We start from the raw sequence: 23,639 nt of genomic DNA on the forward strand, positions 1-23,639 counted from the left end.
ATTCTGTATGATAGCATAAAGTGCATGTGTGGGATAAAACCTGTATATGCACTTTTTCAATTTCCCCTCCTAAAGAAGATAAGGGGGGGGAAATATATGATAAAAGCTTCTAATTGCATTCAACTTGTGGGGCAAGGAGGTATAGGGCATGCACAGTTTTTTTAGATTCAGCAGCATTAAAGAGGGACTTATTTTTATTGCAGTACAGTCAGTCATTCTGACCATTGCTTTGTTTTATGATTATCGGCAGAAAATGGTTGAGAAAAAGCAGAAGGATCTGAAGGGCCTTATATCTGACATTGAAACGCTTACAAAGTATAAGCATAAGTGTTGAGGCAGGAAGGTTAGGGATTTATATTTTTCGTTCTCACGTGGCAAAACAGACCAAGTCCTCTCGTGAGACGTTGCACTGTCTTATGATTGATGCACATGCCTAGATTACGCAGGTCCAGAGTAATTTACTGATAGCCGAGACGATGTTTGCGTTCATTATGAATTATAGCTTGAGCTTTATCTTTTAATTCGATTTTTCCTTCTTTCGAACTAAGGCATTCAATTTTTTGCTGATTATTACAGTTATTACGAAATAAAAGCATAAAACCTAATGCACGATGAAAGATAATAATTGCGAACTATCTTTCATCGTTACATTTGTGAGGTTATTTCCATTATCCAAACTATCTGACTCCATTAGTTTTAGCAACTTTTGTTACTATCAATATAATAATTATATATATAAATATTATATTGATTATGAATATGTCTAATCTAAAGTGTATTCCGATATAATATTGATAGGGGTGAGGAGTATGGAGGAAAAGGTATTCGAATTACTATCTCAAATGCTTAACGAAATTAAAGATATGAAAGTCAATATAACAACGAAGGAAGACCTTTTAGGAATGGCAACCAAGATGGACATTGAAGGAATAGCAACGAAGGAAGACCTGAAAGGCATGGTAACTAAGGAAGACCTGAAAGAAATAGCAACAAGTGATGACATTAGAAGGATTGAAGCTGCATTATTCAAATTCGAGAATAAGGCAGAAAGTAAATTTGATGCACTTATTGATGGATATAAACAGAATACAGAGGCTATTTATGAGCTGCGCAGAGATGTTGAAAACCTCAAATCAGTAGTTGAGCAGCATGAGGTAAAGCTGAAAATAGTTAAGTAATAAAGGGTGTGGATTATTAGATCCACATCCTTTTACTATTTTAATAACTTTTTACAGATTCTTTACATTTAGAGTATACAATAGTAATTGATTAAATAGATGTGTCCTAAAAAGGAAATTGTTCCATTTTGTGGAATATATAGTTATACATTTGCTAATGTGAGGGGGGAGCCCAAAATTGAATATTCTTATAGTAGATGATGAAAAAATGATAGTAAAAGGCTTGAAGCACAGCCTGGAGCAAAACGGTTTCAAAGTATATGCAGCTTATGACGGGAGACAAGCATTAGAGGTCATAAACAGTGAGAATGTCGAACTCATAGTGCTGGATTTGATGCTGCCGGAAATTGATGGAATGACTCTATGCAAGAGAATTCGTCAGACTATGGATATACCCATAATAATGCTCACTGCAAAGGATGACTACATTGACAAGATATTAGGGCTGGAGTTCGGAGCAGATGATTATGTGACCAAGCCCTTTAATACAAGGGAGTTAATTGCAAGGATTAATGCAGTTTACAGGCGCTATGGCACCAAGAGAAATAATGATGAAAGAGTTGAGGCAAATGACCTCAAACTGAATATTTCATGCAGGTCATTATATAAAAGAGATATAGAAGTTCCGCTTACAGCTAAGGAGTTTGATTTGCTTTGTGCACTAATCAGAAGTCCGGGAAGGATATTTACAAGGGAGAAATTGTTTGAAATCGTATGGAATGAATTCATATGTGATACAAGAACTGTAGATGTGCATATAAGCAATTTGCGGGAGAAAATTGAGGATGATCCTTCAAATCCCCGGTATATAAGAACCAAATGGGGGGCAGGGTATTACTTCAGAAGGGAAAGCTTATGATGTTCAGGAAAATAAGTCTGATAATGGCTTTTACATATGGATTGATAATCATTGTAACAATTGCTCTGCTCAATGTGATTCTTGTATATACATATCAAGAGAACCAGATAGCTAAGAACGAAGACAAGTATGTGCAGTATGCAAAAATAATAGCTAATATCGCAAAGGATGAGCTGGAGGACACCATGACCCTGAACGGCATCATAAGGGAGAACAGCAGGGGAATTGAAGGAAGGGTGCTCGTATTGACCGGTGAAGGCAAGGTACTGGCAGATAATTATACATACTACATCGGCAAGTATGTTTCAAACACTGAAATAATAAAGGTTCTGGCAAAAGAGCAAAAGGCCATAGGGTATTATATTGAGGACAACCGACATATTATGACTGCTGTAGTTCCTATTGTACAAAACAGGGGCAGCAGAAGCCTTGTGTTGATTTCAACCTATGTTGACTGGTTGTTTGAGGATATAAGGGAGCTGAGGAATCAAGCTGCGATTATATCAATTCTGGCAGCTATATTGGCAATTGTTCTGTCCTACGTTTTCGGAAAAAGGATATCAGGACCGGTTGAAAAGCTGACAAAGGCTTCGGAAGACATACTGAATGGGAAGCTTGATACGAAGGTAGACATACAGCGGGCGGATGAAATAGGCAAATTGGCTGAAACCTTCAATAAAATGAGTGAGGAATTGTACAAGATTGATACAAACAGAAGAAGATTCATCAGTGATGTATCCCACGAACTGAAAACACCCCTTACTTCCATTAAAGCGTTGATTGAATCATTGATAGATGGAAATAATGAAATATCAGTTTACAAAGAGTATCTGGGAGATATCAATGGAGAAATGGACAGGCTTTCTCTCCTGGTCAAGTCACTTCTTACTGTGACAAGATTGGAAGAACTGGAGCTTAAGAGGGAACCGGTAAGTATCTGTGCTGAAGTAGAATCCATAACAAAGCTTTTTACTCCTCTATTAAAGCAAAAGGATATTAACCTGGAAGTTATCTGTGCTGAGGAAGTAACTATTTTCGCGGATAGAGGCATGTTTAGGGAGGTTTTAATAAATATCATAGATAACGCCATTAAATACGGAAAGTACAATGGAAATATAATAGTAAACTGCGGTAAGGCAGAAAAAGCATACTTGAAAGTAAGTGACAATGGCATAGGGATAGATGAGAAGGATTTGCCTTATGTATTCGATGTATTCTACAGGGCTGACAAGTCCAGAAGACGTGATACCGGCGGCAGCGGCATCGGTTTGTATATAGTCAGGAAAATCATTGAGCTCCATGGCTGGAGCATAAGTGTCAAGAGCGAAGCGAAGGCAGGCACTGAGTTTCTAATTGAGTTTAGTGATTAGCGGCATTTTAATGCCGCTAAATTAATCTTTAATCTTTTTTTACACTTTTTTAGAAGATATTTACACCTGTAAGATATAATATGCTTTGAAGAGGAGGGGAGGCCAATATGGTGAAAAGAATACTTGCTACCGTATTTATACTGGTCATGGCATTTCAACTTGTCTCATGTGCGAGCGGTTATAAAACAGGCAGTGCTTCACAGGATATAGTCACTCCTGCGTCTGCCAATGAAAAACAAAAGTTGACTATTCTCTACCATAAAGAAAATGCTCATTCTCTTACAGAGAATATGTATATCGAAAGCTACAATACCACATTTGAGAGAAGCTACGGGGTTGATGTGGAGTTTGCCCCGGAGAGTCTCATGGTAGGGGATAACATTGACTTAAGGGATATGGAAAAAATTGAGGCAAAGTTTGCTGTCAAGCTTGTTGCAGAAGCTGCTCCGGATTTGATATTTACTGACGGCATACATATGAATGGGCTGATAAGTCAAAAGGCAGTAGCTGAGGTTGGAGACCGGATCCCCAACCTTGATAAGGTATATGACGGCCTTTTAGGAGATGAAGTATACTATGTTCCGATAGCCATGAATTATTATTCGTATGGAATGAAAAGAAGCACTCTGAAGAGCTTGGGGTTTGGAGAGCCGGATTTGAACTGGACCAGAAAGGATTATCTTGAGATTAGAGATAGGTGGCTTACTGAGAATAAGAGCAATATATACTTTACTCTGGCTGAATTTGGTGATATTATATTTGGCTTTGAAAAAGATCTGAATATATTCGACAGCCTGAATAAGCGCGTAAATATTAATACACCGGAGGTAAAAAAGTGGGTCTCAGATATCAGGAATGAGATTTTCTACGGGAAATACAAGCTGGAGAAGGGCTACACCTTCAATGACTACTATAGCAAGCTTTATGAAAACTTATCGGAGGAAATGATTTGGGACCTTGAGTTGTACCAGCAAAACAAGAATAACCATATAAAGACCGGGTTAATGAGCCTTCTTAGGGCAGATATGAGCAGCTCTGAAATGCAAGGCAATGATGTTGTTGCTGTGCCTCAGTACAACGATTATACTCAATATCTTGATACATACGGTTTCATGGTGAATAAGAGAAGCAAGAATATAGAACTCGCCTGCGAATACATAAATGGTCTTCTGAATAACGAAACTCAACTGGAGCTTTATAAAACTGACTTATATAAATTTTATCCGGTTAATATGAAAATTGAAAAGATTATAGAAGAGCTTGAGGCGCAAAAAAACCCTGGGAAAAGGGCAGTTGAGCTAAAAAAGTATGTACTGGAGCAAATCAGGGATGGTAAATGTAAAATATGGAGCAATATAGACGAAAGGGAATTGAAACTCGTTGATATGCTTTTAAAGGACCTCTGCAGGTATATTTTCGCAGATAAGCAATATTCCAATGAAGAATTGGGCGTAGAGCTCAAGAAGCTGGAAAACAAGTACAATCTTTGGCTTAATGAATGAGACTCTTAACCATTGCTTGAAGGAGGTTGGAGAATGGGAAGAAAACTAAGCTTTGTTTTGTTAATAGCAATAATATCAATGCAGATATCGGCATGCAGCGATACTGCTGTTAAAAAGAGCACATCAGGGGAAGTGGTAATTCCTCAACCCGGTAAAGATAAGCCTCGCCTTACTATCTTTATAGCAGGCAACGACCCTATGAGGGACAGCGACTTTTTTACAGCCTACAGAAAAAGGTTTGAAAAAGAATATGGAGTGAAGGTAAATTACCATGTAATCGGATATGTATCGGGAGAGAGCGGTATAGTTGATTATTATGGAAAGCTCACTGCGAGGCTGCATATGGAGAATGCGCCGGAGCTTGTTCTCTATGGTCCAAATAACTTAAGTGCATTAATTGAACAAAGAGCAGTGGTTAATGTAAAAGGTAAGATACCAAACCTTGAGAAGGTATATGATGCTTTATTAGGTAATGAAACATACTATGTACCTGTTGGTATGGCATATATGGGTACCGCCCTTAACAAGAAAGTCCTGGGTGAATTGAACATAGGGGAGCCGGAGTTGGATTGGACAAATCAGGACTACTATACAATCAGGGAAAGATGGCTGGCTGAAGCAGGAAGGCCTTTTACCAGAATTGAATTTTACGATACCATTGACAAGTATATAAGCAGCTTGAATATTTTTGACAGGGATAACAAAAAAGCAAACATAAATACGCAGGAAATGAAAGGATTTATAAAAAGCATAAGGGATGAGATATATTCAGGTAAATATTTATTAAAAAGGGATTATTCATATGAAAATTACTATAACCTGTTATTTGATGAGCAGTCTAAGGAATACCAGGATGGAACCGCATTGCTGCTGTCTGATGAATACTTGAACAGTAGTCTGAGAAATATGGAGAAGGAGTATTTCTGCAATATACTTGTGTCGGAGAATAACGATTATATGCTTAAATGGGATAATCTTGCTGTACTGCCCAGGTTTAAAGACGGGAACCCTTACAAGCCCAACTTAAGCACATGGGGATTTCTTGTAAACAAGTATGGTAAAGAGTTGGAGCTTGCTTATGAATTTATAAACGGCCTTTTAAGTGATGAAGTACAGATGCAAATGCTGGATAAGCCTACAGGAGAATTCTGCTATTATCCGGTGAGCAAGGCTGTCGAAGGTGAAATAAGTGGTATGGAAAACAAAAAGCAGCTTGGCAAGGGTGCTATAGAATTGAGGGAGTATGCTTTGAATAAGGTTAAAGCGGGTGAGTTCAGTATGGACTTCTATATAAACGGAAAAGAACGTGAGATGTTCTCGCTGGTTCTGAAGGATATAAGCAAATATATATTTGCAGATAAGAAATATTCTGATGAGGAGCTTTCCAAGGAGCTTGAGAGCTTGGAGGGCAAGTACAACATCTGGCTCAATGAATGAGGAGTATGAAGGGTGGCAAGGGGGTGCAGAAATGCTGAAGAAACTATGGATTATGTTGTTAATAATTATAACTGGTTTTGCTTTGTGGGCCTGCAGTGCTTTTCCTGAAAAGGCCAAGGCTGTAGGGCAAGTCATAAGGCCTGAGGAAGCTGCGCAGGAGATTAGTATAATATTTGATGCTATGGATATAGGTTTCAGTAAATGGGAGCCTTTTGAGAATTATAAGAAAAGGTTTCAAAAGCAGTACGGGGTAAAGGTAAACTGCATTGCAATCGGTGATGCGATACCCACCGAGGAATATTTTGATAATTTATGCAAGGAACTTGCTGTAAAACTTCTGGTAGAAGATGGACCAGAGCTTATATTCTATAGCGAAGGCTACAGCTTCGATGGACTGGTTAAACAGAAGGCGGTTCTTGATGTAAGAAACAAGATCGATAATATCGACAGTATTTATGCTGCATTGGTGGGTAACGAGCTTTACTGCGTTCCGGTCACAATTTCATACAGGGCTATCGTTTTGAACCACAAGGCTTTGGAAGCACTGGATATAAAGGAACCGGAGCTTGGCTGGGATAAAGAAAGCTATTACGATATAAAGGAGAAATGGCTGGATAAATCCGAAACAACCTTCAGCTACTACGAGTATAACGATATTATAAACAAGTATCTACGCGATCTGGATATTTTCAATGTGAGGGAAAAAAGGGCGAATATAAATACACCGCAAATGAAAGACTGCATTAAAAAAATAAGAGCTGAAATATTCTCGGGCAAGTATAATCTGAAAAGCAATTATAAATTTGAGAACTATTATAATATGATGTATGAATACTTATCTGATGAGTATAAGGAGGATTCTGAGCTGAGACGTTCTGAAGCCTATAATAGCCAAGTCCTGAGGAATCGAAGATATGAGTATACCACCAATCCCTTAAAGGCCAAGGATACCAGTTATAAAATAGCACGTGGAGGGGCAGTGGTTTTGCCCCAATTTAGCGATGAGACTTCAGGACTTGCATACGCCGGCTTTTTAATTAACAGAAACGGTAAGAATACTGAACTGGCCTGTGAGTTCATAAACGGGTTATTGAGCAAAGAGGTTCAGATGCAGATATATGAAGACACGGATGATTCATATCCGGTGAACAAGGAACTTGAGGGAGCTATAAGAGACATTGAAGCACAGGCGAAGCTTGATGATAGGGCGGTTGTTTTGAAAGATTATGTGCTTGACAAGATAAAAAGCGGCAGTTGTAAGCTTTGGACAGACAGCAGCAAAGTTGAAGAGTCGGAATTGTTTTGGAAGCTTGTGAAGGATCTCGCCAAATGTTTTTTTGCAGACAAGACATATACTGAGGAGGAGCTGGCTAAAGAACTGCAGAAGCTGGAGGGTAAATACAACATCTGGCTCAATGAATGAGGAGTATGATGGGTGGCAAGGGGGTGCAGAAATGCTGAAGAAACTATGGATTATGTTGTTAATAATTATAACTGGTTTTGCTTTGTGGGCCTGCAGTGCTTTTCCTGAAAAGGCCAAGGCTGCAGGGCAAGTCATAAGGCCTGAGGATACCAAGCTGGAGCTGAATATAATCTTTGAAGTCGCGAATGCAGGCTTCACTGAATTGGAGCCATTCAAAGAATTTAAGAAAAGCTTTGAAAAGCAGTACGGGGTAAAGGTGAACTATATAAAAATCGGTGGTGCGATACCTACTGATGAGAATATTGAAAGCTTCCGCAAGGAGCTTGCTGCAAAGCTGCATCTGAAGGATGGGCCAGAGCTAATATACTATAATGGAGGTTTTGACTTTAGTGCTTTGATCAAACAGAAGGCGGTTATTGATGTAAGAGATAAGATAAGAAATGTTGACAGCATTTATCCTTCATTAGCAGGCAATGAGCTTTATTGTGTCCCGATCGCAATTTCATATAAGTCAATAGTATTTAACCGCAAGATTCTGGAGGAGCTGGGTATAAGGGAACCGGAGCCTGGATGGGATAAGGAAAGCTATTACGATATTAAGGGAAAGTGGCTGGATAAAAGAGAAGTGGCTTTTGACTACTACGAGTATAACGATATTATAAACAAGTATTTACATAATCTGGATATTGTCAATGGGGAGAAAAAAAGAGCAGCTATAAATACACTGGAAATGAAAGACTGCATCAAAAAAATAAGAGCTGAGATATTCTCGGGCAAGTACAAGCTGAAAAGCAATTATAAATATGAGAATTACTACAATATGCTGTATGAATACTTATCCGATGAATATGAGGAAGATGCTGAGCAAAGACATTCCAAAGCCTATAGCAGCCAAGGGCTTAGGAATAAAATTTATGAAGCTACCATCACTCCTTTAAAGCCTAAGCATACCAGCTATAGGATAGAAAGCGGAGAGGCTGTTTTTATGCCTCATTTTAGTGACGAAAACTCGTGGCTTGCTTATCATGGCTTTTTAGTAAACAGGAAAGGCAAAAATAATGAACTGGCTTGTGAGTTCATTAACGGCTTATTGAGCAAAGAGGTACAGATGCAGATATATGAAGATAATGATGGTCTGTACCCGGTAAACAAGGAGCTTGAGGGCACCATAAGAGGCATTGAAGCACAGGCGAAGCTTGATGATAGGGCGGTGGTCTTGAAGGAGCACGTGCTTGACCAGATAAAAAGCGGCAAATGCAAGCTTTGGACAGACAGTAGCAAGGTTGAAGAGTCGGAATTGTTATGGAAGCTTGTGAAGGATCTTTCAAAATACATTTTTGCGGACAAGGATTATACAGATCAAGAGCTTTCCAATGAGCTTAAGAGCTTGGAGGATAAATATAATATCTGGCTGAACGAGTAAATGTAAAGCTTTAGTATTTAGGGGGCTTCTATAATGTACAGGATAAGAGCGCTTAAGGCATACCTTTTTGTTTTACCGAGCTTAACAGGCTTTTCAATCCTATACCTTATACCCTTCATATGGGGTATAAGGTACTCAGTAAGCTTGAGCGGCTTTGACAATACCTTTGTGGGGTTAAAAAATTATGAAAGTGTTCTATTAAGCGGTGCATTCAGATTAGCGTTAAAAAATTCGGCAATATTCATGTCAATTGCAATACCGCTTATCATGACACTATCATTTTTTCTGGCGCTGGCAGTATATGAGTTTAAGCCGCCCAAATGGGTATATCTCTTTATAGTGCTGCCTATTGCAGTACCATCTGCTACAGTGGTAGGCTTTTTCAGAAAGCTTATTGGAAGCGGTGCTTTTAGCCTGATGAATTCAGATTTTGCAATGCTGGGCGTGATTCTAATATTTATATGGAAGAATACCGGTTATAACTTGATTATATATCTTGCAGGGTTGATGCAGCTGGATGGTACAGTAATTGAGGCTTCCAAGATAGATGGCGCCGGATATTTGCAAAGGCTGCGGCATATCATCATACCGATGTGTACGCCGGTAACAGCACTGGTAGGGATTGTTACAATCATCAACTCCTTCAAGGTATTCAAGGATGTGTATATTTTGCAGGGCAGCTATCCAAATCCACAAATATACATGCTGCAGCACTTTATGAATAATAAGTTTAAGGATTTGCAGTATGAAAAACTCACATCGGCGGCATATCTGTTTGCAGCAATAATATTTATAGGCGCATTTCTTTTATTCCGCATGGACAGAAGTTATTCAAGGAAGGTGGGTGAGAGCTGATATGCGAAGGATAGTACTTATTATCATGATTATCACAGCTCTTTTATATGTGTTCCCTATAGTTTATACTTTTACAAATTCCTTCATGGCTGAAAGCCAGGTTAAAACCCAATACGTACAGTTAATACCCGAAGAGTTCAATCTCCAGCAGTATTATACCATCTCTCTGTATAAGGGGGAGTACTTCAAATTCTTTGCAACATCAGTCAAGCTTACCGTTATAGTTATTGCAGGCCAGCTTGCAATAGGGCTGCTTGCTGCTTTTGCTTTTGCAAAAATGAAGTTCCGGGGCAGTGAGCTGTTATTTGGCATATATGTGCTTGCTGTTCTGCTGCCCTTTCAGGTTACGCTGGTGCCGAACTACCTGCTGTTTGATAAGGTGGACGGGCTGCTTGGCATCAAGCTTCTGGATACCCACTGGGCAATCATGCTGCCGGGAATATTTTCTTCCTTCGGAGTATTTCTGCTGAGGCAGTTCATCAGGGGTATACCCAATGAGGTAATAGAAAGCGCAAGGATGGATGGGGCAGGGTATTTCAAGATACTTTTCAGAATTATACTTCCAATAGTGAAACCGGCAGTCTATGCCCTTGTCATACTAACCTTTATTGACAACTGGAACCTGATTGAGCAGGCTGTTATTTTTCTGGATACGCAGGCAAAGCTGCCCCTGTCGGTATTCCTGGAAAACATCTATTATGAAGACTATGGAGTATTCTATGCAGGTGCGGTCCTTTACGTGGTACCGGCTTTAATAATTATGCAGAAGGGGGAAAGGTACCTGAGAGAAGGCCTTGCAATGGGGGGCTTGAGCAATGATAAATAGAGCATTGAAGATATTTCAGAATACAGTGTTGGGATTTTTAATTTTAGTATTTGTTATGGGCTTCTTCTCAAAGTCCGTAATAAACCTGTTCCTGCCGAAGGTACAGGTAACATCAGCCGTTGAAATGCCGGTGGAAAGGACACTTGTTCTGGAAGGTACAATAGAGCCGGGGAGTATAGTAAAAGTGAAGCTTGGTGGAGAAGCTGTGGTGGATGAATATTATGCAAAGTCCGGAGATATGGTGAATATTGGGGATCAGTTATTCAGAGTAAATCGGGAATATATTGGTGCTAATAATACTAGTGTTGAAGCTCTTGAACTGCGGCTGGAAAGTGAAATTTTGAGATTGGAAGAGTATCAAAATGAAGGATTTAAAGTGGATGAAGCAGATATTGAGATACTTACGGGGAAGCTTAATAAGAGCAGGGCTGAGCTTTTGAAATACGAAGAGCTTTATAAGGCGGGAGCCATAGCGGAAACCGAGCTTTCAGACTTAAGAGAGGATATATTCGAACAGGAAATGAACCTGGAAAAGAGCAGGTTGGAGCTTTTGAGCAAGAAAAGAGAGAATATAATGTCAGTCAAAGAAGCGGAAGTCAGGGTAAAGGAGCTGCAGGCTGAGCTTTTGGAGGCGAAGAGGCAGCAGCAGTTCTATTCAAAGCCGGATGAGGAGGGCATATGCTATTCAAGGGTAAAAGGTATTGTGTTAAATACCAATACTTCCGGTGTAATATTGTCAAAGGAGGATACGCTGGCTGAAATATCGGAGGTGGGCGGCAGCAGACAGCTGCTGTTCTCAGCTGAAGCTCTTGGCACTGAGTATGATTTTATAAAAAGCGTTGGTGAAATAGAGATCAGGCCTGACAGCGGCAGTTCGCCAGGCAGGGTTAGAATCACAAGCCTGAGCAGGATTGTTGAGGATGGAGGAATAGCTATAAAGGGGGAATTTGTCGGCGGAGATACCGGTGAGTTCTTGATCGGACAAGAGCTGAAGGGAATAATATCAAAAAGGTATACCAATAGGGGCTTCTATACTGTACCTAAAGCTTCATTGATTGCTTTTGACGGATTTGGTGAGGGTAAGAGCGGAGCAGTATATCTCCTTGAAGAAAAGGAAGGGATTCTGGGGAAGGAGTATGGGGCGAAGCAGGCGGAAGTAAAGATATTGGCAGTTGGAGATGAGGAGGTAATAGTATCAGGCCTTGAAAGCTATGAGAATCCCAAGGTGGTCACTAATCCTTCCTATAAGCTAAATGACGGGACGAAGGTATTCCTATGGGAATGAGAAGGCTTGCAGCTATTGCAGCAATAATAGTATTTGCCCTTGGGTCCTACTCATATATGATAGGCAAGTATAATCCCGATACTGTTGAGTTTCATTTCAGTGAGAATATTCCCGGCAAGGACTATGAGAAAATAAGAGAGAACAACAGAGATGTTTTTTTCAGTATGAATTATATTATGAGGCACCAGGGCAACAAGCTGATTATTACTACGGGCTTGGATTATCTTACGAAAGATTTGAGATTGTGTAAAGGCAGCTTCTTAGCGGATATGAATATGAAGGAAGCGGTAATAGGAGATATGGCTGCCGGAAAATATTTCAGGAGCTCCAGTGTAATAGGACAACTCATAAATGTATATGGAGAAGAGTATAAAGTAAAAGGTATCATTAAAGGAAGCAATGAAGTATATATTCCGTATTCTGATAAGCTTAGCAGCCTTTCGTGGCAAAAGAGAATAATCAGATGCAGCATAAGCGATAAAAAGCACTTCTATTTACAGCTGGAAAAACTTCAAAACCAGCTTGAAGCTTTTGGAGTTGAAATACTTGATGTAGTTATCTACAGGGAAGAGCTGAACTCATATAAGAATATTGCAATTCTTGCAGCTTCATATATCCTGGCATATTACTTGTTTATTCTTGCAAGAAGAATCAAAGCCGGATTAACAAAGCTGGAGAAGGGGTATCTTGAGAATTTCAGGGTTTATGAGCTGAGTACATATTTGCTGAATAAAGCAGGTGACCTGGCGGCTGCTGCAGGGCTTTGCATAATTGTACTGACAATGGCGTATGCAATTTATAAGCTGATATCCAATCTATATATTTTACCATCCATGATACCGGATAACCTGTTTTCACCATCTAGCTATATAAATGCAGTTGGATTGCTGTATAGAAGATATCTGACTCGTTTGGAGAATGGAATAGACGGAATTCTTGTGGATATTAAAATAGTAAATGCAGTATTTGTATTGTTGATATTAGCAATATTTATGATTGCTTTGGACTTCAAAAGAAGGAGAAGTGCAGCTAAAATTAAATAACCATCCTGAGTCTGATATGCAGGATGGTTATTTTTTTGTTCTTAAATATGAATAATCTTGTACCCCCCTTAATAGATATTAGTGAGTACATTAAGACATGTACATTTATTCTGACTCCGACCCCTGAAAACCTGAAAAGGCTTTCCCGGGCGTTAGGGTATGGGGAGTAATTCCCATGCCTGCCTTTCAGCAAAGGAGTTCAGCTGTACATGCGGTAAAATCATGCCGCAGTATAGCTGGGCTTTTTTATTACCAATTAAAGGAGGTGGAACTGGCACTGGTAGATTACCGTGGCCAGAAGAAAATTGAGTAAGATTCTTATGATCTCACCCGAGAAATGCATAGGCTGCAGAAGCTGTGAATTGATTTGCTCCTTTGGAAAGCAAAAGGAGTTCAATCCCAGGAATGCTGCGGTTTCTGTATTTGCCTATGATGAAGCAGCACTGTCGGTACCAATAATGTGTATGCAATGCGAGGAGCCTTCCTGCATGAAGGTTTGTCCTACATCAGCCATTTCCAAATCGATGGATGGGAATGTATTATTAGACAGCAGCAGGTGCATAGGCTGTAAAATGTGCATCAGTGCATGTCCGGTAGGAAACATTAGCTACAATGCCAAACAGAAGCAGATTGTTAAATGTGACCTTTGCGGCGGGGAGCCCAAATGTGCCGAGTTCTGTCCATCGGGGGCTATCAATTATGTGGAAGCGACATCAACAAACCTCGGTAAAAAGAAGAAGCTGGCAGGAAAATTCAAAGAGCTTTTTGGGGAGGTGAATGAATGATGTTTGGCTGGGCTGGGAAATTATTAAGAGTTAATCTGAATGATGGAATAATAAGCAAAGAAGATCTGAATATTGAGGATGCAAAGAATTACCTTGGAGGAAGAGGGCTTGGATCAAAGATATTAACGGATGAGGTCGATCCAAGTGTTGAACCCTTCAGTTCTGAAAACAAACTTATATTCATGGCGGGACCATTAACTGGGACCTTTGCAAGCAGCGCAGGCAGGTATGAAGTTATTGCCAAAGCACCTTTGACCGGAACTATCGGTGCTTCCAATTCAGGAGGGCATTTTGGCCCTGAGCTTAAATATGCCGGATATGACGGGATAATATTTGAGGGAAAATCGGATAAGCCGGTTTATTTATACATTAACGACGATGATGTACAACTGAGGTCTGCAGAGCATTTATGGGGAAAGACAGTATTTGATGTCACTGATGAGCTGCTTAAGGAGACCGCAGAGGATGCGAGGGTAGCGTGCATAGGGCCCGCAGGAGAGCGTTTGGTACTCTTTGCAACTGTAATGAATGACAAGCACAGGGCGGCCGGACGCTCAGGACTGGGAGCGGTGATGGGGTCCAAGAGGCTTAAGGCTGTTGTTGTAAGAGGAGCAAAATCCATAGAAGTGGCTAAGCCTGAAGAATTCCTTGAAAGCTGCATAGATGCAAGAAATAAGCTGAAGGCACATCCTGTTGCAGGTGCAGGTCTGCCAACCTATGGAACTGGGGTGCTGGTAAATATACTGAACCAGTCGGGTGCTCTCCCTACAAGGAACTGGAGAGACGGAGGATACTACGAGCATGCTGATGAGACTGGCGGGGAGTCCCTAAAGGACAAATATCTTGTAAAGAACAAAGGCTGCTTTGGATGTTCCATTGGCTGCGGCAGAATAACAAGGGTGCCGGATGGCAAATACAAGGGTTCCGGTGAAGGTCCGGAGTATGAAAGTGCCTGGTCCTACGGAGCAGATTGCGGGGTAAGGGATCTTGCTGCAATATGCAAGGCCAACTACATATGCAATGAGCTGGGGCAAGACCCGATTACAATGGGCTCAACCATAGCCTGTGCAATGGAAATGTATGAGAAGGGTATTCTCACAAAAGAAGAACTTGGAAGAAGCCTGAATTTTGGTGATGCTGATGGTATAGTTGAGCTTACCAGAATGACTGGATTGAGGGAAGGCTTTGGAGATAAGCTGGCGCAAGGCTCCTATAGGCTGGCGGATAGCTTTGGACATCCTGAACTCTCAATGTCGGTAAAGAAACAGGAAATGCCTGCATATGACGGCAGGGGAGTGCAAGGGATGGCACTTGAATATGCTACCTCCAATAGAGGCGCGTGCCATGTAAGGGGATATCTTACATCTCCTGAAATATTAGGTGTACCGGTAAAGCTTGACCCTCTGGTAACTACAGACAAGGCAAGCTGGTTAAAGACCTTCCAGGATCTCACAGCAGTAATTGACTCTGTCGGGGTATGCTTGTTCACTACCTTCGGCTTAGGGCTTCCGGAGATAGCGGAGATGCTTCGTTGTGCTACAGGGATGACCTGCAGCGATGAAGAATTTCTGAAGACAGGGGAAAGGATATGGAACCTTGAAAGGCAGTTCAATTTGAAGGCTGGTTTTACCAAGGCAGATGACACCTTGCCAGAGAGGCTTCTAAAGGAGCCGTTGCCTAAAGGTCCTGGAAAAGGAATGGTCGCACAACTTGATGCTATGCTTAATGAGTATTATGAAGTAAGAGGCTGGGATGAAAGCGGTGTGCCAACAGCTGAGAAGCTTGAGGAACTCTCCCTTTAGGCTAGTATAAGTCTAGGAGGGCAATCGGAAAGACTGCCCTCCTTATAACTTTATAGGAGATATTTATGAAAGTAAAATATTTCGCATTTATCCGGGATTATACCGGTTCAAAGGAAATATGCATAGAAAGCTGCTCTACTTTGAGAGAACTTCTGGATAAGCTATGCAGCAGATATGGAAAGAGGTTCAGGGAGAAGCTTTTTGCCGGAGAGAGGCTGAGCGAGGATATCATAATAATGGTAAATGGAAGGCATATAGAGCATTTAAACGGCATAGACACCCACCTTGAGGAAAATGATGAAATCAGCATATTCCCTAAAATTGCAGGGGGTTAGAAGATATTTTGGGTTGATGGGGGTGAAGGATGGAATGAATGATTCTTATATTGATATAGTAAAAAAGTATGGCAAGGACAAGAAGAATACTCTCGCCATGCTCCAGGATATACAAAAGAGCTTCGGCTACATATCGAGGGAAGCCATGGAGATATTATCAGAGCAGCTGAATGTGCCGCTTTGCAAGCTTTATAGCATGGCTACCTTCTATAAAGCGTTGAGTCTAAAACCAAGAGGAAGAAATTTGATAAGGGTATGCGATGGGACAGCCTGCCATATAAGGTCTTCACCACTGCTGATAGATGAAATTGAGAGGGTTCTGAAGATAAAGCCTGGAGAGACAACTAAGGATGGGGAGTTTACTCTGGAAACGGTCAATTGTCTTGGCTCCTGTGCAATAGCTCCTGTAATGGTTATTAATGAAGTCTATTATGGTAAGGTAACTCCTGCAAAGCTGCGGGATATTTTTGACAACTGCGGAGGTACAAGCAATGAGTAATTCTTCTGCTGAAAAAAAGAAGATATTGGTTTGCTGTGGCACGGGTTGTATTGCCAGTGGCAGTATGAAAGTATTAGAGGAATTTAAGAAGCAGCTTGAGCTGCTGAACGGCTTGTTCGAGGTGAAGACCATAGTCAAGTCTACGGGCTGCAATGGATTATGCGAAAGAGGGCCGATAGTTAAGATACAGCCTGATGATATATCATATTACAAGGTCAGTGCGGATGATGCAGCTGAGATAGTTGAAAAATCAATACTCGGTTGTGAGGTAGTCGAGAGGCTGCTCTATCATGATAAGGTATCAGGCAAGAGCTTCAGATCCCATAAGGAAACAGATTTTTATAAAGGACAGTATAAAATTGCTTTGAGAAATATAGGGGAAATTGATCCGGCAAACATAGAAGACTATATTGAGCGAGGTGGGTATACAGCCCTAAAAAAAGCCCTTTTCCAAATGTGGCCGGAGGAAATCATTGATACCATCAAGAAAGCAGGGCTCAGAGGCAGGGGAGGTGCCGGATTCCCAACAGGCAGAAAGTGGGAGGAATGCAAAAACTCAGAGGGCATTCTCAGGTATGTAGTCTGCAACGGTGACGAAGGAGACCCAGGGGCTTTTATGGATAGAAGCATAATGGAGGGTGACCCAAACAGTATAATCGAGGGTATGATCATCTGTGCATATGCTATTGGAGCTTCAGAGGGGTTCATTTATATCAGAGATGAGTATGAGCTTGCACTCAGGAACATGTCCAAAGCAATTGAAGAGGCTGAAAGGCATGGTTTCTTGGGAGAGGATATATTAGGGAGCGGAATGAGCTTCAGAATAAATATAGTAAGGGGCGGCGGCGCTTTTGTATGTGGTGAATCCACTGCGCTTATGGCCTCTGTTGAGGGAAGGGTAGGAGAGCCAAGGGCTAAGTACATACATTCAACAGAAAAAGGATTATGGGGAAAGCCTTCGGTGCTGAATAATGTGGAAACATGGGCTAATATCCCTGAGATTATCAACAAAGGGCAGGAGTGGTTCAAATCCATAGGTACTGAGAGCGGGAAAGGCACTAAGGTCTTCTCACTGGTAGGAAAGGTAAAGAATACAGGGCTTGTGGAAGTCCCGCTGGGCACAACCCTAAGAGAGCTGATTTACGATATCGGTGGAGGAATAATAGGAAATAGGAGATTCAAGGCTGTACAGACGGGAGGACCGTCTGGAGGATGTATTCCCGTAGGGCACTTGGACCTGGAAGTGGATTTTCATTCTCTCGAAGACGTGGGGTCTATGATGGGCTCTGGCGGTATGATAGTAATGGATGACAGGACCTGTATGGTGGAAATAGCCAAATATTATATCAGGTTCCTTTCTGAAGAGTCCTGTGGGAAGTGTATTCCGTGCAGAGAGGGTTTAAGGCGTATGCTTGAAATCCTTGAGGGCATTACTAGTGGGAAGGGTAATCTGAGAGACATCAATCTCCTCATGGAATTGGCAGAGATGATGAGTGAGGCATCTCTGTGCGGATTGGGCAAAACTGCCCCGAATCCTGTAATAACCACTATCAGGTATTTTACAGATGAATATTTGGAGCATATAGTGAACAAGAGCTGTCGTGCAGGGGTATGCAAAGAATTGACTGAGTTTAAGATATCAGAGGATAAGTGCAAAGGCTGCGGCATCTGTAAAAAATCCTGTCCGGTCGGTGCCATACAAGGTGAACTGGAAACCTTCCATACAATAGATAGTTCAAAATGCATAAAATGCGGCAGCTGCATTGATATGTGCAGCTTCAAAGCAATACTTTCAGCCAAGGGGGTGGCGAAATGAAAGTTCTGATTGACGGCAGGACCTGCGAAGCTGAATACGGGGAATACATATTAGCTGTAGCAAAGCGAAATGGAATCGATATTCCTACCTTATGCCACAGCGATGCTTTGGATGGGCTCGGTACTTGCCGGCTATGCGTAGTGGAGCTTGTGGAAGCGGAAAAAACAAAGATAGTAGCTTCATGCATATATCCGATAACCCGTGAATTAGAAATTAGAACCGACAGCAGCAGGATTTTCAGAATAAGAAAAACCATAATGAAGCTTCTGCTTTCTCGCGCTCCAGAAAATGAACACCTGAACAGTTTGGCTCTACAGTATGGACTGCAGCCGGTTAGGCTGCTTGGATTGACTGATAAAGGGTCTGACTGAATATTATGCGGCCTTTGTGTGAAGGCATGCGAAGAGTTGGGTGCAAACGCCATTTCTACGGTATGTCGAGGAACGGGGAAAAAGATCTCCACTCCTTATGATGAGCCTTCCCTTGCTTGTGTTGGATGTGGCTCCTGCGCGGCCGTATGTCCGACGGGAGCTGTTGGTATAGAAGAAAAGGACGGTACCAGGACGATATGGGGTAAAACCTTTGAAATGTTAAGATGTGAAAAGTGTGGAGAATACTTTGCGCCAAGGGAGTATTTTGAATTTATGGAGAAAAAGCTGGGGCAAATAATTGAAAATAGGTACTGCAGCAGCTGTAAAAAGGCCATTCATGGATCAAAGTACAGGGATATATACGGAGTAAAATAAGCAGCAAAAACCTTTCATTTGATAATTAGTTGGCGAGTGAAGGGTTTTTGCTGTTTATTCCTATTTCAAGTAAGAAAATATTTGTTGACAAATCAACAAATAGAAATAGAAGCAAAATGCATACCAATTTTAGCAGTAAATGCTTGACAGTAATATATTGGTATGTTAACATTATATATTGCATTGTAGTAAGTAATTTCATAATATTATTCTAGTATTTGTATAAGGATAATTAAAAAAGGTAATATTAAAATAGGTATGCTTTAACTATTCGGCCAACCAAAAGCGATACTTTTTGAGATTTTTTTTGCTTTTGGCTATTTTAATTTATTTAAATTTAAGGGGTGAAGGACTTTATGCTGGTACATCCAATCTCTGCGGGAAGAAATCAAAGGATGAGTTACTCCAAAATTGACGAAGTAATGGATATGCCTAACCTGATTGAAGTGCAGAAAAACTCCTATAACTGGTTCCTTGAGGAAGGTCTTAGAGAGGTTTTCAATGATGTTTCACCAATTCAGGACTACACAGGCAATCTAATACTGGAATTCGTCGATTATTCGTTGGACGGAAAGCCAAAATATTCAGTTGAAGAATGCAAGGAAAGAGATGTTACATATTCTGCTCCTTTAAAAGTCAAAATCAGACTTATCAACAAGGAAACTAACGAGGTTAAAGAGCAGGAAGTATTCATGGGCGATTTTCCTTTGATGACAGACTCAGGTACTTTTATAATCAATGGTGCAGAAAGAGTTATAGTAAGTCAGCTGGTAAGATCACCAGGGGTTTATTATGTCGAGACCATTGATAAATCTGGAAAACCGCTTTATTCAAGCACTGTAATTCCTAACAGAGGAGCTTGGCTGGAATACGAGACGGATTCTAACGACATCCTATGGGTAAGAATTGACAGAACGCGAAAAATCCCGGTAACCGTACTTTTAAGGGCTTTAGGGTTCGGTACAGATGAACAGATTGAAAGTATCATGGGGGAAGATGAAAGTATAAAAGCCACTCTTCAGAAGGACGGAACAAAGTCTCATGAAGAAGGTCTAATTGAGGTTTACAAGCGTTTAAGACCGGGAGAGCCTCCAACAGTTGAGAGCGCCAGGTCGCTGATTGATGTGCTTTTCTTTGATGCAAAGAGATATGATCTTGCAAAGTTCGGCAGGTATAAGTTTAATAAGAAGCTATGCCTTAGTCAGAGACTTTCCGGACAGAAATTGGAGAAGGAAGTAGTTGACCCAAGAACAGGGGAGATACTTGCAGAAGCCGGAGAAAAGGTCACAAGAGATAAGGCTCAAAAAATTCAGAATGCCGGAATAAATGAAGTTTATGTGGCAATTGAGGGCAGAACAGTTAAAATACTGGGAAGCAATATTGTTGATATAAACAAATATTTGAACTTTGACGTATCTGACTTGAATATAAAGGAACTTGTCAATCTTTCTGTACTTAAGGGAATATTGCAGAAGTTCAGTACAGAGGATGAGATAAAGGAAGAAATCAAGAACAGGATTAAGGATCTCATACCTAAGCACATCTTAATAGACGATATAGTTGCTTCAATTAACTATAATATAAACCTGGCTCAGACAATCGGAAACGTAGACGATATCGACCATCTGGGCAACAGAAGACTGAGATCTGTAGGAGAGCTCCTTCAGAACCAGTTCAGAATAGGTTTGTCAAGGATGGAGAGAGTAGTCAAGGAAAGAATGACCATCCAGGATATTGACGTGGTTACACCACAGCAGTTGGTTAATATCAGGCCAGTGGCGGCAGCGATCAAGGAATTCTTCGGAAGCTCCCAGCTCTCGCAGTTCATGGATCAGACAAATCCACTTGCTGAGCTTACTCATAAGAGAAGATTATCTGCTCTCGGACCTGGAGGTTTGTCCAGAGAAAGAGCTGGCTTCGAAGTAAGAGACGTTCACCATTCCCACTACGGCAGAATGTGCCCGATAGAAACTCCTGAAGGACCGAACATAGGTCTTATAGGCTCATTGAGTACCTATGCGAGAGTGGACGAATACGGGTTTATCGAAGCACCTTACAGACTTGTTAAAACTGACGATAATGGGGAAAAGTATGTAACTGAAGAAATTGTCTATATTACTGCCGATATTGAGGACGAGTTTGTAATAGCCCAGGCTAATGAACCCCTTGACGAAGAAGGAAAATTCATCGACAGAAGGGTTACTGCAAGGGCAAGACATGAAGTAGTAATAGTGCCGAATACAGAAGTTGAATTTATGGACGTATCTCCAAAGCAGGTAGTATCAGTTGCTACGGCAATGATACCCTTCCTTGAGAACGATGACGCGAATAGAGCTCTAATGGGTTCTAACATGCAACGTCAGGCTGTTCCGATAATAAAGCCGGATTCGCCTATAATAGGTACCGGAATGGAGCATAAGTCTGCAAGGGACTCAGGAGTTATAGGACTTGTCAAGGGCGATTGCGTAGTTGAAAGTGTAAGCGCCAAAGAAATAGTGTATAAAACCACAGCAGGTGAAAGAGAGAGATACAAGCTCTTAAAGTTCTTGCGTTCCAACCAGGGAACCTGCATAAATCAGAAACCTGTGGCAAAAAAAGGTGAGATACTCAAAAAAGGCGATATAATAGCCGACGGACCTTCTACCGATATGGGAGAAATAGCCTTGGGCAGAAATATACTTATCGGGTTCATGACTTGGGAAGGTTATAATTACGAGGACGCTATACTTATAAGTGAAAAGCTTGTTAAAGAGGATGTTTTCACCTCCATACACATAGAGGAGTATGAATCAGAGGCGAGAGACACTAAGCTTGGTCCCGAAGAGATAACAAGGGACATACCCAATGTTGGGGAAGAAGCTTTGAAGGATCTTGATGAAAGAGGCATAATCAGAATAGGTGCCGAGGTAAGATCTGGTGACATCATGGTAGGTAAAGTAACTCCAAAAGGAGAGACTGAGCTTACTGCAGAGGAAAGACTCTTAAGGGCAATATTCGGAGAGAAAGCACGTGAAGTAAGAGATACTTCTCTCAGAGTTCCTCATGGTGAATCCGGTATAATCGTAGATGTAAAAGTGTTTACAAGAGAAAACGGAGATGAGCTTCCTCCTGGAGTTAACCAGCTGGTAAGATGCTATATAGCTCAGAAGAGAAAGATATCCGTTGGTGACAAGATGGCAGGACGCCATGGAAACAAGGGTGTTATTTCAAGAGTGCTTCCGGAAGAGGATATGCCATATATGCCTAATGGGACACCGCTTGAGATAGTATTGAACCCTCTTGGGGTACCTTCACGTATGAATATCGGGCAGGTGCTTGAGGTTCATCTGGCACTTGCAGCAAAGGCATTGGGTTGGAAAATTGCCACTCCGGTATTTGATGGTGCACGAGAAGACACTATACTTGAAACCATCGAATGTGCCAACAAGGTTATACAGACAAAGAAAAACCTTAGGATAATAAAAGAAAAGATACTTGCAAACAACAGGCTGAGAGATGCTGAAGTTGAAGAAGGGCAGCCTATTATAGAAGTGCCGGATATCAAAGGCGAAATAAAAGAAAACGTTCAAATAGTTCACGAGCTCTTGAATAATGAAATATTTGATATTGACAGCAAGTTGACCGCTATAAAAGAATTGATAAAATCCTCGGAGCTTTCAGAACTGAAAGCAGTCGAGAAGATACTAAAGGTCTTTGGTGAAACTCCTATCGATGGGATTGAACTGAATCATACAGGAAAAGTGCAGCTTAGGGATGGACGTACTGGAGATTACTTTGACAATTCCGTTACGGTAGGTTACATGTATATACTCAAACTATTGCACCTAGTAGATGATAAGATTCATGCAAGATCTACAGGTCCTTACTCACTCGTAACACAGCAGCCACTTGGCGGTAAAGCCCAGTTCGGAGGCCAGAGGTTCGGGGAAATGGAAGTTTGGGCGCTGGAAGCCTACGGCGCAGCCCATACCCTGCAGGAAATACTTACTGTGAAGTCTGACGACGTAGTAGGAAGAGTAAAGACATATGAATCCATTGTTAAGGGTGAAAATATTCCGGAACCTGGAGTCCCCGAGTCCTTTAAGGTTCTTATTAAGGAGCTTCAGAGCTTGGCTCTTGATGTAAAGGTTTTGACTGAAGAGAATCAAGAGATAACTATCAGGGAGTCAGTTGACGAGGAAGTTGAAGACCTCGGAGCTGATATGGAAGTACGCGAAGACATGGATTTCACAAGTCTCCCATTTAAAGGAGAAACCATTGCTTCAGAAGATCTCTATGAAGATTACGAAGGAGATGCTGAAGTGACAGAAGAATTCGAAGTCGAGATGGACTTCGATGAGCTCCTTTTGAACGAGGAAGAAGTTGAAGAGGATGACGAAGAGTTTTAAAACTAAAGGGTATTCCTATAAAGCATTGGTGCGAGGTGCGAGGTGCGAGGATTTAGCAAATGCTCCG

20 protein-coding genes and 1 riboswitch are annotated in these 23,639 nt (G+C 41.2%); all 20 genes read left to right on the forward strand.

Translation table 11 applies throughout. The features are described from left to right. Nucleotides 1-148: 148 nt before the first annotated feature. Nucleotides 149-334: a hypothetical protein gene (locus VEB00_00085; GenBank protein ID HYF81414.1), complete on the forward strand. Its 186-nt coding sequence runs from the start codon at nucleotides 149-151 to the stop codon at nucleotides 332-334. 475 nt (nucleotides 335-809) lie between these two features. Beyond that, a complete protein-coding gene (locus tag VEB00_00090) occupies nucleotides 810-1,178 on the forward strand; it encodes a hypothetical protein (protein ID HYF81415.1) in 369 nt (122 codons plus the stop codon). A gap of 178 nt (nucleotides 1,179-1,356) precedes the next feature. Beyond that, on the forward strand, nucleotides 1,357-2,037 hold the full coding sequence (locus tag VEB00_00095; GenBank protein ID HYF81416.1) for a response regulator transcription factor: 681 nt from the start codon (nucleotides 1,357-1,359) through the stop codon (nucleotides 2,035-2,037). After that, on the forward strand, nucleotides 2,034-3,407 hold the full coding sequence (locus VEB00_00100) for a HAMP domain-containing sensor histidine kinase (GenBank protein ID HYF81417.1): 1,374 nt from the start codon (nucleotides 2,034-2,036) through the stop codon (nucleotides 3,405-3,407). Before VEB00_00095 ends, VEB00_00100 begins: the two co-directional genes overlap by 4 nt. Before the next feature lie 107 nt (nucleotides 3,408-3,514). Then, nucleotides 3,515-4,909, forward strand: a complete 1,395-nt coding sequence (locus VEB00_00105) for a hypothetical protein (GenBank protein HYF81418.1) — start codon at nucleotides 3,515-3,517, stop codon at nucleotides 4,907-4,909. Nucleotides 4,910-4,942: 33 nt separating this feature from the next. Further along, entirely contained in the window at nucleotides 4,943-6,346 is a 1,404-nt protein-coding gene (locus tag VEB00_00110) for an ABC transporter substrate-binding protein (GenBank protein HYF81419.1), read from the forward strand. 31 nt (nucleotides 6,347-6,377) lie between these two features. Beyond that, nucleotides 6,378-7,769, forward strand: coding sequence for an extracellular solute-binding protein (locus tag VEB00_00115; GenBank protein HYF81420.1), 1,392 nt, complete (start codon nucleotides 6,378-6,380; stop codon nucleotides 7,767-7,769). Between the two features lie 31 nt (nucleotides 7,770-7,800). Further along, entirely contained in the window at nucleotides 7,801-9,192 is a 1,392-nt protein-coding gene (locus VEB00_00120) for an extracellular solute-binding protein (protein HYF81421.1), read from the forward strand. A gap of 33 nt (nucleotides 9,193-9,225) precedes the next feature. Beyond that, nucleotides 9,226-10,047 carry a sugar ABC transporter permease gene (locus tag VEB00_00125; protein HYF81422.1) on the forward strand — a complete coding sequence of 274 codons (822 nt, stop codon included), beginning with the start codon at nucleotides 9,226-9,228 and terminating at the stop codon, nucleotides 10,045-10,047. Between the two features lies 1 nt (nucleotide 10,048). Then, nucleotides 10,049-10,873: a carbohydrate ABC transporter permease gene (locus tag VEB00_00130; GenBank protein HYF81423.1), complete on the forward strand. Its 825-nt coding sequence runs from the start codon at nucleotides 10,049-10,051 to the stop codon at nucleotides 10,871-10,873. Further along, nucleotides 10,863-12,158 carry an efflux RND transporter periplasmic adaptor subunit gene (locus tag VEB00_00135; protein HYF81424.1) on the forward strand — a complete coding sequence of 432 codons (1,296 nt, stop codon included), beginning with the start codon at nucleotides 10,863-10,865 and terminating at the stop codon, nucleotides 12,156-12,158. Before VEB00_00130 ends, VEB00_00135 begins: the two co-directional genes overlap by 11 nt. Further along, a complete protein-coding gene (locus VEB00_00140) occupies nucleotides 12,149-13,201 on the forward strand; it encodes an ABC transporter permease (GenBank protein ID HYF81425.1) in 1,053 nt (350 codons plus the stop codon). Before VEB00_00135 ends, VEB00_00140 begins: the two co-directional genes overlap by 10 nt. A 102-nt stretch (nucleotides 13,202-13,303) precedes the next feature. Beyond that, a riboswitch (molybdenum cofactor riboswitch) is annotated at nucleotides 13,304-13,415 on the forward strand. Between the two features lie 76 nt (nucleotides 13,416-13,491). Then, complete coding sequence (locus tag VEB00_00145) at nucleotides 13,492-13,986, forward strand: 4Fe-4S dicluster domain-containing protein (GenBank protein ID HYF81426.1); 495 nt, start codon at nucleotides 13,492-13,494, stop codon at nucleotides 13,984-13,986. Then, complete coding sequence (locus VEB00_00150; protein ID HYF81427.1) at nucleotides 13,986-15,788, forward strand: aldehyde ferredoxin oxidoreductase family protein; 1,803 nt, start codon at nucleotides 13,986-13,988, stop codon at nucleotides 15,786-15,788. Before VEB00_00145 ends, VEB00_00150 begins: the two co-directional genes overlap by 1 nt. 65 nt (nucleotides 15,789-15,853) lie before the next feature. Continuing rightward, the gene (locus VEB00_00155; protein ID HYF81428.1) at nucleotides 15,854-16,123 is read left to right on the forward strand and encodes a ubiquitin-like small modifier protein 1; all 270 of its coding nucleotides are present in this window, start codon (nucleotides 15,854-15,856) and stop codon (nucleotides 16,121-16,123) included. Nucleotides 16,124-16,157: 34 nt separating this feature from the next. Next, the gene (gene nuoE, locus VEB00_00160; protein ID HYF81429.1) at nucleotides 16,158-16,622 is read left to right on the forward strand and encodes an NADH-quinone oxidoreductase subunit NuoE; all 465 of its coding nucleotides are present in this window, start codon (nucleotides 16,158-16,160) and stop codon (nucleotides 16,620-16,622) included. Beyond that, the gene (locus VEB00_00165) at nucleotides 16,615-18,438 is read left to right on the forward strand and encodes an NADH-ubiquinone oxidoreductase-F iron-sulfur binding region domain-containing protein (protein HYF81430.1); all 1,824 of its coding nucleotides are present in this window, start codon (nucleotides 16,615-16,617) and stop codon (nucleotides 18,436-18,438) included. The genes nuoE and VEB00_00165 overlap by 8 nt, the downstream gene beginning before the upstream one ends. Continuing rightward, entirely contained in the window at nucleotides 18,435-18,809 is a 375-nt protein-coding gene (locus VEB00_00170) for a 2Fe-2S iron-sulfur cluster-binding protein (protein HYF81431.1), read from the forward strand. The genes VEB00_00165 and VEB00_00170 overlap by 4 nt, the downstream gene beginning before the upstream one ends. After that, nucleotides 18,810-19,184 carry a 4Fe-4S dicluster domain-containing protein gene (locus tag VEB00_00175; GenBank protein ID HYF81432.1) on the forward strand — a complete coding sequence of 125 codons (375 nt, stop codon included), beginning with the start codon at nucleotides 18,810-18,812 and terminating at the stop codon, nucleotides 19,182-19,184. A gap of 356 nt (nucleotides 19,185-19,540) precedes the next feature. Continuing rightward, nucleotides 19,541-23,572, forward strand: a complete 4,032-nt coding sequence (rpoB, locus tag VEB00_00180) for a DNA-directed RNA polymerase subunit beta (protein HYF81433.1) — start codon at nucleotides 19,541-19,543, stop codon at nucleotides 23,570-23,572. The last annotated feature ends 67 nt before the right edge of the window (nucleotides 23,573-23,639 follow it).

It is taken from the genome of Clostridia bacterium, from assembly GCA_035628995.1.
Lineage (GTDB): Bacteria > Bacillota > Clostridia > Lutisporales > Lutisporaceae > BRH-c25.